Consider the following 14,459-nt stretch of genomic DNA (forward strand, 5'->3'; position numbering starts at 1 on the left):
CGATGTCCGCACGCGTGGCGCCCGTGCCGGAGACCGGCCACGGGGCGGCCTCCGGCACGGGGGCCGGGAAGCGGATGGCACGGCCGGTGCCCGCGTGGCGCCGCTCGCTGCGGCCGTACCTGCTGATCGTGCCCGCGCTGCTGCTGACCGGCGGCATCCTCTACCCGTTCGGACTCGGCCTCTACTACACGCTGTTCGACTTCGCGGCGAGCAGACCGCGGCCGGACATGGTCGGCATCGAGAACTACCGGCGGATCTTCACCCAGCCCGCGTTCTGGGACTCGGCGCGGGTGACGGTGGCGTACGCGGTCGGCGCCGCGGCCGTCGAGACGGTGCTCGGGGTGGCCGTGGCGCTGCTGCTGCACCGGGCGAGCTTCGTCGGGCGGATGCTGGAGAAGATCCTGATCCTGCCGCTGATGATCGCGCCGGTGATCGCCGCGATCATGTGGAAGCTGATGCTCCAGCCGTCGGTCGGCGTCGTCAACCACCTCCTGAAACCGTTCGGTCTCGGCGGTGTGCAGTGGACGGACACGCCGACGGGCGCCCTGCTGTCGTCGATCGCGGTGGACGTGTGGGTCTACACCCCGTTCGTCGCGATCCTCGCGCTGGCCGGTCTGCGCTCGCTGCCCGCCTCGCCGTTCGAGGCGGCGGCGGTCGACGGGGCGGGCTGGTGGTTCACCTTCCGGCGCCTCACGCTGCCGATGCTGTGGCCGTACGTCCTGGTCGCCGTGATCTTCCGGTTCATGGACTCGCTGAAGGTCTTCGACATCATCTACGCGCTGACCGAGGGCGGCCCCGGCGACTCGACGATGGTGCTCCAGATCCGGGCCTATCTGGAGGCGATCCGCTTCCAGCGCTACTCGTTCGGGATCAGCTACATGGTGGTGCTGTGGGCCGTGGTGTATCTGGTCACGATGGTGCTGGTGCGCTATCTGGGCCGGATCCAGAACCGGGCTGCGGAGGTGCCGGGATGAAGCTCGCCGGGATGAAGCGCAGGGTGCTCGCCGTCGCCGCCGATCTGGCGCTGATCGTCTACTTCCTCTTCGCGCTGTTCCCGGTCGCCTGGATGGTGATCCTGTCGCTGAAGCCCACGAACGAGCTGTTCAGTACGTACTTCTCGTTCACCCCGACCTTCGACTCCTACCGCACGGTCCTCGGCGCCGGGGACGACCAGGGCGTGCCGTTCGTGCGGTTCTTCGTGAACAGCCTGGTCGTGTCGCTGGGCGCGGTCGCGCTGTCGCTGGTGATCGGGCTGCCCGCGGCGTACGCCGCCGCGCGGTGGCGGTTCCGCGGCTCGGAGAATCTGATGTTCACCCTGCTCTCGTTCCGCTTCGCGCCCGAACTCACCGTCATCATCCCGCTGTTCGTGCTCTATCAGAAGCTGGGGCTCTTCGATACGTATGTCGGCATGGTGTGGGTGCTGCAACTGGTGACCCTCCCGCTGATCGTCTGGATCATGCGGTCGTACTTCTCCGACCTCTCTCCCGAGCTGGAGCAGGCGGCGCTGCTGGACGGCTACACCCGCAAGCAGGCGTTCTTCAGGGTTGCGCTGCCGCTGGTGAAGCCGGGGATCGCGGCCGTATCGCTGCTGGCGTTCATCTTCGCGTGGAACAACTTCGTCTTCCCGCTGATCCTGACCTCGTCGAACGCGCAGACGGTGACGGTCGGCGCGTTGTCCTTCCTCGGCGGTGACCGGCCCAAGTACAACCTGACGGCCGCCGCCGCCCTCGTCTCGGTGATCCCGCCGCTGCTGCTGGCGCTCACCATCCAGCGGTATCTGGTGCGCGGACTGTCGTTCGGGGCGGTGAAGTCGTGACCGCGACGGGCCCGGCGGCCATCGCGCTGCGCGGCGTGCACAAGCGGTACGGGAAGAACACCGCGCTCGACGGCCTGGACCTGGAGGTGGCCGAGGGCGAGTTCTTCTGCCTGCTCGGCCCGTCCGGCGCCGGGAAGACGACCACGCTCAAGACCGTCGCGGGCCTGGAGGCGCCGAACGCCGGGGCGGTCGAGCTGGGCGGGGCGGACATGGCGGGCGTGGAGCCGTACGACCGGGGCGTGGCCATGTGCTTCGAGTCGTACGCCCTCTATCCGCACCGCACCGCGTACGACAATCTCGCTTCCCCGCTCCGCTCGCCGCGCCACCGCCTCCCCGCGCACGAGGCGCGCGAGCGGATCGGGGAGGTCGCGGAACTCCTCGGGATCGGGGCCCTGTTGGACCGCCCGGTGGGCCGGCTCTCCAACGGGCAGCGGCAGCGGGTGGCGCTCGGCCGGGTGCTGGTGCGGCCGGCCCGCGCGTTCCTGCTCGACGAGCCGCTCTCGCACCTGGACGCGAAGCTGCGGCAGGCGATGCGCGCGGAGCTGCGGGCGATCGGCTCGGTCCGGCGTACGACCACGCTGTACGTCACCCACGACTCGGTGGAGGCGTTGGCGCTCGGGGACCGGATCGGGGTGATCAGGGACGGCCGCATGGTGCAGACGGGCACCCGCGAGGAGTTGTGGCACCGCCCGTACGACACCTTCGTCGCCCGGTCCTTCGGCAGACCCCGGATCAATCTGCTGCCGGGAACGGTGACGGTCGAGGGCCGCTTCCGGTCATCCGACGGGGCGTTCGAGCTGCCGCTGACGGTGCCCGCACCGCCGGGGACAACGGTCCAACTGGGCGTACGGCCGAGGGACATCGGACTCCGGGGCAGCGTCCCCTCGCATCCGCCGGTGCCGACCACGACCGGAACCGGCTCGAAGCCGGCCGGCACGAGCAGACGCCCCGCCCTGGAGCTGACCGGCACCGTCCACGTCACCGAGCTGCTGGGCCGGACCACCGAAGTCACCGTCCGGATCGGGGGGCAGCAGCTCTCCCTCGTCGCCCCGCGCGCCGACGCGGCGGGCCTGAGCCCCGACCATCCGGTGCGGCTCTCCGTACCGCCTGAGAGTCTGCTGCTGTTCGAGGCCGACCGGCCGGCACGTCCAGGACGAAGGATCAGCACGTGAGCAATGTTCCGCAGCGGGGCCCCGCCCCCCGCCAGGCATCCATAGCCGAGTACGTCCTCGCGCAGGGCGAGGTGAGCGCCGCCGAGCTGGCGGAGCGCTTCGACGTCAGCCTGATGACCATCCACCGTGACCTGGACGAGCTGGAACGACAGGGCATCGTCCGCAAATTCCGTGGCGGCGTCACCGCCCAGCCGTCCGGCGTCTTCGAGTCGAACGTCTCCTACCGGCTGAAGACGATGCGCGCCGAGAAGGCCGCCGTCGCGGAACGGGCCCTGAAGCTCATAGAACCGGGCATGGCGGTGATGCTCGACGATTCGACGTCCACGCTGGAGATCGCGCGCAGACTGCGCTCCATCACCCCGCTGACCGTCGTCACCAACTTCCTGGAGGCGATCAATCTGCTGTCGCAGGAGCGCGGCATCCATCTGATGGGCCTCGGCGGCGACTTCGACCCGCTGCACTCCTCCTTCCTCGGGGTCTCGTGCGTGGAGGCGGTGCAGTCGCTCCAGGTCGACATCTGCTTCACCTCCACCTCGGCCGTGTCCGGCGGCTACGCCTACCACCAGGAGCAGCACATCGTCTCCGTGAAGCGGGCGATGCTCGATTCGGCGAGCCGCAACGTGCTGCTGCTCGACCACTCCAAGCTGGGCCGGGTCGCCCTGCACCGGCTCGCCCCGCTCTCCCGCTTCGATCTGCTGCTGGTCGACGACGGGGCGTCGAGACGGGCACTGCGCGAACTCGACGAGCACAAGGTGCCCTACGAGGTCTGCGGCACCGGCCGGGAAGCGGAAACGGGAAGCGGGGACGACGGATGAACGGGGGCGGCGATGACGGATGACTGAACTGGCCCTGCGCGCACTGCGCAAGACCTACACCGGACGCGGCCGAACCGCCGTCGAAGCCGTCCGCTCCCTCGACATCGAGCTGCGCTCGGGCGAGCTGCTGGGGCTGCTCGGCCCGTCCGGCTGCGGCAAGTCCACCACCCTGCGGATGATCGCCGGACTGGAGACGGTCACCGGCGGCGACATCCTGATCGGCGGCTCGTCCGTGGTGGGGCTCCCGGCCCAGCGGCGCAACATCGGCGTGGCGTTCGAGAACTACGCGCTGTATCCGCCGCTGACCGTCGCGGAGAACCTCGGCTTCCCACTCGCCGCCCGGCGCCGGTACGGACGGGCCGAGATCCGCCGCCGGGTCGCCGACATGGCCGGGCGCATCGGGATCGCGGACCTCCTGGACGCCCGCCCCGCCGGACTCTCCAGCGGCCAGAAGCAGCGCGTCGCCCTGGCCCGCGCCCTGATCCGCACCCCCGACGTACTGCTCCTCGACGAGCCGCTCTCCCATCTGGACGCCGCCCAACGGGACACCACCCGGCGTGAGTTGAAGCGGATCCAGCGGGACAGCGGCCACACCACGATCCTCGTCACGCACGACCAGGAGGAGGCGTTGTCGCTCGCCGACCGGATCGCCGTGATGCGGGACGGCGAGATCCAGCAGCTGGGCACCCCCGAGGAGATCTACGACGCCCCGGTGAACCTGTTCGTCGCCGACTTCGTCGGGGAACCGGCGATCAATCTGCTGCCGGGAACGGCGGACAGTGCGGGCGGCGTGCGCCTCTCCGACACGGTGCGCCTCCCCGTACCGCACCGCCCGGCGGCGGGACGCGCGGTGGTGCTCGGCATCCGCCCGGAGGACCTGCGCCTGGACGACACTGGTGTACGGGCCCGGGTCGCCGCCCATGAACCCCTGCTGGAATCCGGCATCGCCACGCTCTCGCTCGACGGGGTGGCGAAGCCGCTGGTCGTCGTGACCGGTCCGGAGATACGGCTCGACCGGGACGACACCGTACGCATCACCGCCGATCCCCGGCACATCCATGTCTTCGACGCCCAGACAGGAGACGCTCTGCGATGACCCGCCCCGCGACGGTCCGCCCCGCGACGAGGATTCTGGTCGCCGGTGACCACTTCGTCCGCAACTCCCTGATCGCCGAGGCCCTGCACCACGCCCTCGGCCCTCTCGGCAGGGAGCCCCACCTCACCGAAGTCACTCTCCCCTGGCCCCTGGAACCCTTCGGCAAGGTCGCCGAGGTCGACGAGGCCAGCGACGCCGAGGACGCGCTGATCCGTGCCCTGGACGGGGTCGAGGTGTGCGTGACGCAGATGGGCCCGTTCACGGAGCGGGTCCTGGCCGCCGCGCCCGATCTGCGGCTGGTCGTCGTCTGCCGGGGCGGCCCCGTCAATGTGAACGCGGCCGCGGCGCGGGCCCGGGGAGTGCGGGTGTGCTTCGCGCCCGGACGCAACGCGGCGGCGACCGCGGAGTTCACCGTCGGGCTGATGCTCGCCGCGCTGCGCCGCATCCCCGAGGCCCACCGCTCCCTCGCGGCGGACGGCCGCTGGGACGCATCCCACTACACGTACGAGAACTGCGGCCTGGAGCTGGAGGACACCTCCGTCGGCCTGATCGGTTACGGGGCGGTCGGCAGCCGGGTGGCCCGGGTGCTCGCCGCGTTCGGCGCCGAGGTCGAGGTGTACGACCCGTATGTGCGCGGCGACGTCCACGGCATGCGCGCCGCCTCGCTGCAGGCGCTCCTGGGCCGCTCCCGCGTCCTCACCCTGCACGCCAGGCTCACCCCGGAGACCCGGCATCTCATCGGCGCCCGCGAACTGGCCCTGCTGCCGCGCGACGCGGTCCTGGTGAACGCGGCCCGGGGCGGGCTGCTGGACACCGACGCGCTGTGCGACGCCCTGGACTCGGGCCGGTTGCGGGCCGCGGCGCTCGACACGTACGAGCAGGAACCGCCCCCGCCCACGTCCCGCCTCTTCCGCACCCCGCGGCTGCTGATGACCCCGCACGTGGCGGGCGCCAGCCGGGCCGTCGCGCGGAAGGCGGCCCGGATCGCGGCGGCCGAGGTGGCGCGCTATGTGCGGGACGAACCGCTCGCCCACGCGCTGTGAGGGGAGCCGGAGCCATGACGCGATACATCGGCATCGATGTCGGCACATCCATGGTGAAGGCCGCGGCCTTCGACCCGCGGGGCCGCGCCCTGGCCGTCGAGTCCCGTCCGGTGGAGCTCACGTTCCGCGGCGGATTCGTGGAGCAGGACATGGACGAGGTGTACGGGGCGGTCCGCGAGGTCCTGGCCGCGCTGGGCCCGGACGGGGTCGCGTTCGCCGGTCTCACCGGTCAGGGCGACGGAGTCTGGCTGGTCGACGCGGAGGGCCGCCCGGTCCGTACGGCGATCTCCTGGATGGACGGCCGGGCCCACGAACTGGTCGACGCCTGGCTGGAGTCCGGCGTCTTCGGAGCCGTGTACCGACGCACCGGCAGCGCGATGTTCCCGGGCTGTCCGGGCCCGGTTCTGGCCTGGCTCGACCGTCACGACCCGGCCTCGCTCGACGCGGCGACGACCGCGCTGTACTGCAAGGACATGGTGTTCCAGCGGCTGACGGGGGTCCGGGCCACAGACGTCTCCGACGCGTCGATGCCGTTCCTGGACCCGAGGACCCGTACGTACTCCTCCGATGTCCTGGCCGCGCTCGGCCTCGGCCACCGCGCCGCGCTCCTCGCCCCGGTCAGCGACCCGGTCGCCACCGCAACACTCCCCTCCGGGTTACGGATCTCCAACGGACCGTACGACCTGCCGGCCTGCGCCCTCGGCGCGGGCGTCACGCGCCCCGGTGACGGTCTGCTGATCGTCGGCACCTGCCTGGCCGCGCTGGTGGCCACGGAACAGCTCGACCTGAACGGCGAACCGGCGGGTCTGCACATCTCCACCGACCGCCCCGGCCACTGGCTGCGCGCCATGCCCGCGATGGTCGGCACCGCCGCCCTCGACTGGATCCTCACCACCACCGGCGTACGCCACACGGAGGTCGACGCGCTCCTCGCCGCCACCCCGCCCGGCGCGAACGGTGTCCGCGTACTCCCCTACTTCGCCCCGTCCGGCGAACGCGCCCCGTTCGTCGAGCCGCGGCTGCGCGCCGAACTCACCGGTGTGTCCCTGGAGACCACCCCGGCGGATCTGATCCGCGCGGTCTGCGAGGGCATCGGCTTCGCCGCCCGCCACTGCCTGGCGGCCGCGGGCCTCACCGGCACCCTCGCCCTGTGCGGCGGCGGCACCCGCTCCCCCGCCTGGATGCGCCTGTTCGCCGATGTGCTGGGCCGCCCGGTCCGGATCGTGGAGGGCGAGGTCGGTGCGCGGGGCGCGGTGCTCGCGGCGGCGCAGCGGTTCGGCGCGGAGCTGGACACGGCCACGTGGACGGCCCCGACGGAGGTCGTCGAACCGGACCCGGCGCGTTCGGAGTTCTACGCGAAGGCGTACGACGACCATCTGACCCGGCTCGCCGAGGCCCGCGCGCGGGCTCGCGCGTGACGCGTTCCGGGACCACGAAGACGTTCCGAGACCACGAAGGCCGACATGGCAGGACCTAGCCGTGGTTGAAGGCGGCACTCGCGGGCACGGAGCCGTCCGGGTTGAGCAGCCGCAGGCCGGTGATCGGCGAGCTGCCGGCCCGGTAGGGCGCACCCCAGGAGCCATAGCCCTCGGCGCCGAGAGCGAAGGAGCCGACCTTGACGGTGGAGCCGTCGGCACGCTGCAACTGGCAGCGGACGGTGCCGGAGTGCCCCTCGGCGTCCACCGACATGTACAACCAGGGCGAGGCCCCGGTGTAGAGGTAGACCTGTCCGAACGACTGGCCCGCATGGGTGAGTTGGGCGGTGAGCAGCCGCGGTTGCACGGGGGAGACGATCGGCGCGACCGGGACCGGACGGCCGGCGGACGCGCCGAGCACCCAGCCACCTCCACCGAGGGCCAGGCCCGCTGCCACTGCCGCCGCGGCGAGGACGAACCGCCGCCGCAGTTCGCGCCTGCGCGGCCGGCGCCCGGGCGAGAGTCCGAGCCGGTCGATCACCCGGTCCTCGAAGCCGACCGGCGGTTCGCTGCCCGGGACGAGATCCAGCAGCGCGTCCGACGTGGCCGCCAGCTCATCGACGTATTCGCGGCAGGCGGGGCAGTGCTCCAGGTGGTCCATCGCCACGGCCCGGTCCTCGGCGGGCAGCACGCCGAGCGCCAACTCCGCGCCGATCTCCCGGAGCTGCTCACAGCTGAACCCGCTGTTGTCAGTCATGGTCCGCCCGGACGGACACCTCTACTCACGCCGCCGGCACCCGCGACCCGGCTCGATCCGAGCCGACGTGGCAGCGATGGCCGCCGGACACGCCATCGGAAAGGACGCACAGTGAACGCCGACGAGCTGGACGAGCTCTACTCCGAGATCTGCCACCGCACGACCACCGCCGGCGAGGACGGAGCCCTGCTCTACCTGGGGCGCCTCGCACTGCTGCTCGCCCACGAGGTGGACGACGCCGAGCGCGTCCGTACCGCCGTACGGGCGGCTGCCGCACCCGCGGACGAGGCGTTCCCGGCGGGCGCCCCCACCGCTTGACGCACGCCGCATCCGGCAGCCGTCAGCTTCTCCACCCTTCTCCTGGAGCACCCTTGCGCATCGACAAAGTGATCGACAGCGCCGCGTCCCCGCTTGCCGCGATGCGGGCGGGCGCGACGCTGCTGCAGGGCGCCTGACTGGAGTTGCACGCCACATGAAATGAGGGCCCTGGTCAGCGGTCCTCATTCCAGCACGGCCGCCTCAGCGGCTCTCCTGGACCGGCTGGAGTACTAGGGCGATGGGCTGATCACTTTCGATCCTTCCTACTGTTAGCCTGCTCTTGCATATAGGTTGCAATAACAACAGGACAGCAGCTGGAGGGTTCGACCACATGGCCACGTACACGCTCCCGGAACTCCCGTACGACTACGCGGCGCTCGAACCGGTCATCAATCCGCAGATCATCGAGCTCCACCACGACAAGCACCACGCCGCCTATGTGAAGGGCGCGAACGACACCCTGGAGCAGCTGGCGGAGGCGCGCGACAAGGAGGCCTGGGGAGCGATCAACGGGCTCCAGAAGAACCTCGCGTTCCACTTGTCCGGCCACATCCTGCACTCGATCTACTGGCACAACATGACCGGCGACGGCGGCGGCGAGCCCCTCGCGGCGGACGGTGTCGGTGACCTCGCGGACGCGATCACGGAGTCCTTCGGCTCGTTCGCCGGCTTCAAGTCCCAGCTGACGAAGGCCGCGGCCACCACGCAGGGCTCCGGCTGGGGCGTCCTCGCGTACGAACCGGTCAGCGGCAAGCTGATCGTCGAGCAGGTCTACGACCACCAGGGCAATGTCGGCCAGGGCTCCGTTCCGGTCCTGGTCTTCGACGCCTGGGAGCACGCCTTCTACCTCCAGTACAAGAACCAGAAGGTCGACTTCATCGAGGCGATGTGGGCCGTCGTCAACTGGCAGGACGTGGCGAAGCGTTACGCGGCCGCCAAGGAGCGCGCCGACGTGCTGCTGCTCGCCCCCTGACCGGGAGGCGCATGAACGTCCTGCCTCGTGATCGTCTTCTCAACCTTCACCGGGCAGGCGGAAGAAGGGGACCCCCGCCTGGACGTGACAGGTGGGGGTCCTTCTGGTCATGTTGCGCGGCAGGGGACGGGGTCAGGAGACGGGGGCATGCTTCAGCAGAGTGCTCAGAACCTGCTCGGAATGCGTCCAGAGCACCGCCCCGCCCGCGTCCGGCACCAAGTGCCGGACGGCGCCCGGGATGCGCGAGGCCAGTTGGGCCCCCTGGTCGGGCGAGTGGCCGGTGTCCTTCTCCCCGTACCAGAGGTCCACCGGTACGTCGATGTCCGACAGTGCGATCCCCCAACAGCCCATGGCCAGGACGGTGTCCCGGGCATAGCCGCCGGGCCCCTGCGCGAAGGCTTCGTCGAGCGCGCGCTGGTAGGCGGCCGCGAACGCGGGCTGCTGGTAGACGGCGAGGTCGCACTCCGGACTCCCGGACATGACCATGTCCCACATCGCCTGCGGGGTGAACCCGGCGAAGACCTTCTCGGCCGCGACCGGGTCGGACACCGCCAGATCGACGAGGCGCCGCAGTTCACCCGGCAGCGCGTCGGCGAAACACGGCGCGGCGATCTCGTCCGCGCCGGAGACCACCGCGAGCCCGCCGACCACTCCGGCAGCCGCGCACGCGAGGGCGAAGGGCGCCCCCTGCGAGTTGCCGACCATCAGGGGCCGCTCCAGGCCGCGCAGGTCATCGAACGCGCGGATGTCGTCGGCGAAGTCCCCGAAGGTGCGGCCGGGCAGGGGCGAGGAGGCGCCCAGTCCCGGACGGTCGAGCGAGATCAGCCGCACCCCGAGACCGTCCGCCACCTCACCGCTGAACCCGAGATGCCTGCTGGTGGCCGCCCCCGGCGACAGCAGCACCGGCACCCCGTCCACCGGCCCCCACTCGGCCCAGCCCAGCAGCCTCCCTCCCGGCAGCTGTTCCGTACCGATACGAACCGGATCAATTACATCCAAAGTCATGTGTCTGATCATGACCGGATCCGCTGCCCGAGTCGAAGGATTTTCCGCCGACGCCCGGACCGGACCGCTTCAGGAGGTGGCGCTGTCCGGTCCTGGCGGCGCGTCACTCGACCCGCAGGCCTGCCGACGGCCCCGGCGGCGCTGTTGAGGTCTTGCCTCGCCAAAATCGGGGGCGGTGGCACGCCCGGGGGTGGATGGGGGCGGAGATGCCTCGGGGCAAGTCTGCTTGGGCCGGGTCGGTGGTGGCCTTGCTGCTGGTGGCCGGGTGCGGGGGAGGCAGCGGGAGCCAGTCCGGCTCCCCGGTGGCCAAGGCGCTGACCAAGGGTGTGAACAAGCTGACCAAGGGTGTGAACAAGCGGTGCGGCCACTACCTGAAGCCGGAAACGGACGCCACAGCGCTCGGTGACAACACGTTCGCCGGCGTCACCGGGCAGTTTCAGCACGGTAAGGGCTCGTGCCTGGTGGGCATCTCGGTCACGGAGGCGGGCCGCGGCACGAGCGGGCCGCACCACACCGTTACGAAGCTCACGCTGGAGACCACCGAAGAATGAGGCGCGAGGCTCGGCGCCCGTTGCGCGGCCCGAGCCCGCGGGACTCGGTAAGTCTCCAAACGGAACTTACATGGTGCGAGGCGAATGCAATGATGGGCGCCATGAGTGCCCTCCCCGCCGACCCCACCGTCCTGCACCCGATGCCGGGCCGGCCCCGGGTCGTCCAGCTGAAGCCTCTGGTGAAGTCCGACCTCCATGGTGATGCCGGGCGTATGGGCACGGCGCGATCATCGGCGACGGCGCGGTCGTCACCGGTGACGTACCCGACCACGGCATCGTCGGCGGCAATCCGGCCAAGCTGATCCGCACCCGGTACGACGAGAAGACCATTGCCCGGCTCCTCGCCGTCGCCTGGTGGGACTGGCCCGTCGACCACCTCACCCGACACATCCGCACCATCATGTCCGGCAGCGTCGACGACCTCGAAGCGGCTGCCCCGGAGGAGACTTCGTGACAATCACCGTTCGAGAACTCACCTACTACCCGGTCAAGGGCTGCGCCGGCACCACGGTCGATTCCGCACAGGTGCTGGGAACCGGCCTCGAACACGACCGGACGTTCATGGTGGTGGACGCGGCCGACGGCGCCTTCCGCAGCCAGCGCACGCACCCGTCGATGGCCGCGATCAGGGTCGAAGTCCTTGACTCCGGGGCGGCGTTGGCCCTGTCCGCCGAGGACGTCGAGCCGCTCCGCCTGAAGGTCGACCGGGACGGCCCGCGCCGCGAGGTCAGCATGTTCGACCGCCCGCTCGGCTCGGCCGCAGACCAGGGGGACGAGGTCGCGGAATGGTTCTCCGACGCGCTCGGCGCGAAGTCCCGCCTGGTACGGGTGGCCCCCGGCTTCGACCGGGACGGCTGGGGCGACACGCCGGGCAAGGTCAACTTCGCCGACGCACACGCGGTGCTGGTCGCCTCGACGGCCTCCCTGGACGACCTCAACGCCCGCATCACCGCCCGGGGCGACGCCGCACCCGTACCGATGGACCGCTTCCGCCCCAACATCGTCCTGACCGGCAACGACGAACCGCACTTCGAGGACCGGGTCCGCCGGATGCTCCTCGGTTCCGTGGAACTCGCCTATTCGGTGAGGGCGATGCGGTGCAACGTCCCGCTCGTCGACCAGCGCACCGGCCGCCGCGCGGGCCCGGAACCGGTCCGGACCCTCGCGACGTACCGGCGCGAGCCGGAGTACAAGAACAAGGTGAGCTTCGGCGCGAAGAACGCGGTGGTCTGCGAGGGCGTGGTGAGCGTCGGGGACGTGGTCGAGGTCGCGGAGTGGCTCAGCCCGTGAAGGCCCCGGCCTTCACCGGCTGGACCGCGCGCGCACCTACCGCCCGGCTCGACCACGTGCGCGCGCCCCGTGCGGGCCTGCCCGTGGGCACGGTCACCGCGATCGCGTGTCGAGGGACTCCGCGATGTGGGACATGACGGCCCAGGTGATCGCCTTCCGGCAGGGGCTCAGATCCTTGGCCTCCAGGTACAGGGTGTTGTCCCCGCCGACCCGGTAGTTCTCCCGGCGGCCGTCCGCCTTGAGTTTGATGCCTTCCATGCGGCGCCGCAGATGAGGAACGGCGATGCCGACCTGATGGTCGTCCACGGTCACCCGGGTGACGTCGTCCCACGGGATCTCGTCCGCAGCGCCCTTGACGTACAGGAAGACGCCGCCGATCTCGAAGGCCCCGTACCGGACCACGCCGCCCTCGGTGGCCAGTTCGCGCACGTCGTGCCGCACACGCGCCTCGACGACGCGGTCGATGATCCCGCCGAACATCGGCGTCAGGTTGCCCGGGGACCGCAGGAACGTGTGCAGGAAGACGCCGCCGAGGTCGGGGATGAAGTAGTTGCCGGACAGTTCGCGGGCCCCCTTCCCGTTGGCCGTCCACAGGCGCGCGACGATCTTGTCCGACAGCGGTCGTGACGACCCGCCGACGTACGTGACCTCGTGGGACAGGGTGACGTCGTGGAACTCCTCCCACGCGTGCGCCCACCGCACCTTGCGCCGGCCCCGGTAGACGATCCCGCCCTCGTACAGATCCACCCAGGAGACGAAGGAACGGATCAGCCTGCACAGCCCCCAGACCGACAGCAGAAGGCAGACTGCGTCGAATATGAGGTGCCCGATGCCGTGCGTGGAGAGGGATTCGTCCAGGAACAGATAGAACGCGGCCGCCGGAACGACGGTCATGGCCAGCTTGCCCATCGTCGGACGTTCCCGGTAGCGGGCGAGGACCGGGCCCAGTTCGGCTGGATCGGCCTTCCGGCTCCGTTCATCACTCCCGTTGCCCCGACCCGTCGCCATGAGTCCTCCCCGAGGGTCCGTCATATACATGTGTTTCGCCGGGAGTTGGAAGGCTCACCGGCGCTCGCCACCGCATGACTCCGATGCTCTGCCCGCAGCCTATGCCCGGCCTGCGACAAAAGGAGCGCCCGCGCCCCTCAGCCGTCCCGGCCCCCGGCCGGCTCCGCCCCCGGCCGCTCCGGCCGACTCAGCCGTCCCGTTGGGCACCCACCAGCGCGTCGCCCACGTCCGTACGAAAGTACAGCACCGAACGGCCGGCCCTGCGACGGTCGGCCAGGCCGGAGTCCAGCAGGATCTTGAGGTGGCGGCCCACCGAACCCAGCCCCTGGCCCGTCAGGGCCACCAGCTGGGTGGTGCTCTTGGGGTCGGCGAGGAGGACCAGGACCGCCGCCCGCGCGGGGCCGAGCAACCGGCCCAGGCTGTCGGGCGCCCGCACCCGCCCCGTATCGGCAAGGGCGCCCGAGCACGGGTAGACGACCGCGTACCGCTCGGCGTCGTCGTCCCAGGAGACCCAGCCCGCGCGCTGGGTGACGGGGACGAAGAGCAGTCGCACACCGCACAGTTGCTTCGGCGGGTAGTCGTGCGCGTTGATCTGGAGCCGGCTTCCGCCGAGCCACCGCATTCCCGGGCGCAGACCGCTCAGGGCGGCGGCCCAGCCGCCGTGGCTCAGCTGGCCGGTGCGCGCGACGATGTCCGCCTCGATGATCCGGCGGCGGCGCGGCCAGTCCGACAGCACGGTCCGGTGCCATACCCAGTGCAGTACGTCAGCGGCGCGTTGCGCCAGGTCCTCGCGGTCCAGGAGGGCCGGAAGCGGAGCGCCGCCGAGGGACACCGCCAGATCCGCTCGGGCGCGCTCGGACGTGGCCGCCCGGACGGGGGCCAGTTCCTCCTCGAAGGACGGCGCGCCCTCGCCCGTCGGTGTGGGCGTGATGAAGTCCGCGTTCCAACTGCCGCCGAGCGCCGCCGGTACGAGGCGGGCAGCGACCGGGTCGGCGGCCTGCCGGGCCCGGTAGGCGGGCAGATGGGCTTCGAGCCAGGCCCGTTCGCCGGGGTGGTCGGCGCGTCCCCGCTCCAGGGCGTTCAGGGCGGAGATGGTCTCGGCGAGCGGCGAGACGACGAACCGGCTCCCCGCGAGCGTGTCCGTGTTTATCTGCCACATGCCCATGACGTTTCGCCTCCGCGCGAAACTTTAACGATCGC

The 14,459-nt window shown here is 71.0% G+C and carries 15 protein-coding genes and 1 pseudogene; 12 read left to right on the forward strand and 4 right to left on the reverse strand.

The window, feature by feature from the left end; translation table 11 throughout:
• Positions 1-2 precede the first annotated feature (2 nt).
• From ACZ7L9_RS04460 to ACZ7L9_RS04490, 7 genes are read left to right on the forward strand one after another with little or no spacing between them, the layout of a single operon-like run.
• Positions 3-974 carry a carbohydrate ABC transporter permease gene (locus ACZ7L9_RS04460; RefSeq protein ID WP_471412394.1) on the forward strand — a complete coding sequence of 324 codons (972 nt, stop codon included), beginning with the start codon at positions 3-5 and terminating at the stop codon, positions 972-974.
• The gene (locus tag ACZ7L9_RS04465; RefSeq protein WP_471412396.1) at positions 971-1,816 is read left to right on the forward strand and encodes a carbohydrate ABC transporter permease; all 846 of its coding nucleotides are present in this window, start codon (positions 971-973) and stop codon (positions 1,814-1,816) included. Before ACZ7L9_RS04460 ends, ACZ7L9_RS04465 begins: the two co-directional genes overlap by 4 nt.
• A complete protein-coding gene (locus tag ACZ7L9_RS04470; protein ID WP_471412397.1) occupies positions 1,813-2,988 on the forward strand; it encodes an ABC transporter ATP-binding protein in 1,176 nt (391 codons plus the stop codon). Before ACZ7L9_RS04465 ends, ACZ7L9_RS04470 begins: the two co-directional genes overlap by 4 nt.
• Entirely contained in the window at positions 2,985-3,803 is an 819-nt protein-coding gene (locus ACZ7L9_RS04475) for a DeoR/GlpR family DNA-binding transcription regulator (RefSeq protein WP_471412399.1), read from the forward strand. Before ACZ7L9_RS04470 ends, ACZ7L9_RS04475 begins: the two co-directional genes overlap by 4 nt.
• A gap of 19 nt (positions 3,804-3,822) precedes the next feature.
• The gene (locus ACZ7L9_RS04480; protein ID WP_471412401.1) at positions 3,823-4,899 is read left to right on the forward strand and encodes an ABC transporter ATP-binding protein; all 1,077 of its coding nucleotides are present in this window, start codon (positions 3,823-3,825) and stop codon (positions 4,897-4,899) included.
• A complete protein-coding gene (locus ACZ7L9_RS04485; RefSeq protein ID WP_471412402.1) occupies positions 4,896-5,942 on the forward strand; it encodes an NAD(P)-dependent oxidoreductase in 1,047 nt (348 codons plus the stop codon). The genes ACZ7L9_RS04480 and ACZ7L9_RS04485 overlap by 4 nt, the downstream gene beginning before the upstream one ends.
• Positions 5,943-5,956: 14 nt before the next feature.
• Positions 5,957-7,360 carry an FGGY family carbohydrate kinase gene (locus ACZ7L9_RS04490; protein ID WP_471412404.1) on the forward strand — a complete coding sequence of 468 codons (1,404 nt, stop codon included), beginning with the start codon at positions 5,957-5,959 and terminating at the stop codon, positions 7,358-7,360.
• A gap of 55 nt (positions 7,361-7,415) precedes the next feature.
• Here the strand turns inward: ACZ7L9_RS04490 and ACZ7L9_RS04495 are convergent, their stop codons facing one another.
• The gene (locus ACZ7L9_RS04495; protein ID WP_471412406.1) at positions 7,416-8,114 is read right to left on the reverse strand and encodes an anti-sigma factor family protein; all 699 of its coding nucleotides are present in this window, start codon (positions 8,112-8,114) and stop codon (positions 7,416-7,418) included.
• A 111-nt stretch (positions 8,115-8,225) separates the two neighbouring features.
• Between ACZ7L9_RS04495 and ACZ7L9_RS04500 the strand changes: the two genes are divergently transcribed.
• The gene (locus ACZ7L9_RS04500) at positions 8,226-8,432 is read left to right on the forward strand and encodes a hypothetical protein (RefSeq protein ID WP_471412408.1); all 207 of its coding nucleotides are present in this window, start codon (positions 8,226-8,228) and stop codon (positions 8,430-8,432) included.
• A gap of 331 nt (positions 8,433-8,763) precedes the next feature.
• Positions 8,764-9,405 carry a superoxide dismutase gene (locus ACZ7L9_RS04505; RefSeq protein ID WP_266419200.1) on the forward strand — a complete coding sequence of 214 codons (642 nt, stop codon included), beginning with the start codon at positions 8,764-8,766 and terminating at the stop codon, positions 9,403-9,405.
• A gap of 132 nt (positions 9,406-9,537) precedes the next feature.
• Here the strand turns inward: ACZ7L9_RS04505 and ACZ7L9_RS04510 are convergent, their stop codons facing one another.
• On the reverse strand, positions 9,538-10,410 hold the full coding sequence (locus ACZ7L9_RS04510) for an alpha/beta fold hydrolase (protein WP_471412409.1): 873 nt from the start codon (positions 10,408-10,410) through the stop codon (positions 9,538-9,540).
• Between the two features lie 302 nt (positions 10,411-10,712).
• On the opposite strand from ACZ7L9_RS04510, the gene ACZ7L9_RS04515 reads away from it, so the two are divergent.
• The 3 genes and pseudogenes from ACZ7L9_RS04515 (at position 10,713) to ACZ7L9_RS04525 (ending at position 12,251) form a co-directional block, all read left to right on the forward strand.
• Positions 10,713-10,961, forward strand: a complete 249-nt coding sequence (locus tag ACZ7L9_RS04515) for a hypothetical protein (protein ID WP_471412411.1) — start codon at positions 10,713-10,715, stop codon at positions 10,959-10,961.
• Between the two features lie 214 nt (positions 10,962-11,175).
• Positions 11,176-11,415 (forward strand): annotated as a pseudogene (locus ACZ7L9_RS04520) (LbetaH domain-containing protein); the annotation flags it as partial.
• The gene (locus ACZ7L9_RS04525) at positions 11,412-12,251 is read left to right on the forward strand and encodes an MOSC domain-containing protein (protein WP_471412412.1); all 840 of its coding nucleotides are present in this window, start codon (positions 11,412-11,414) and stop codon (positions 12,249-12,251) included. The pseudogene ACZ7L9_RS04520 and the gene ACZ7L9_RS04525, both read left to right, overlap by 4 nt.
• A 93-nt stretch (positions 12,252-12,344) precedes the next feature.
• Here ACZ7L9_RS04525 and ACZ7L9_RS04530 read toward each other — a convergent pair whose 3' ends face one another.
• Positions 12,345-13,259 carry a hypothetical protein gene (locus tag ACZ7L9_RS04530; protein WP_471412414.1) on the reverse strand — a complete coding sequence of 305 codons (915 nt, stop codon included), beginning with the start codon at positions 13,257-13,259 and terminating at the stop codon, positions 12,345-12,347.
• 187 nt (positions 13,260-13,446) lie between these two features.
• Positions 13,447-14,424, reverse strand: coding sequence for an ArsR/SmtB family transcription factor (locus ACZ7L9_RS04535; RefSeq protein ID WP_471412415.1), 978 nt, complete (start codon positions 14,422-14,424; stop codon positions 13,447-13,449).
• Positions 14,425-14,459 lie beyond the last annotated feature (35 nt).

It is taken from the genome of Streptomyces sp. NPDC111516, from assembly GCF_055635345.1.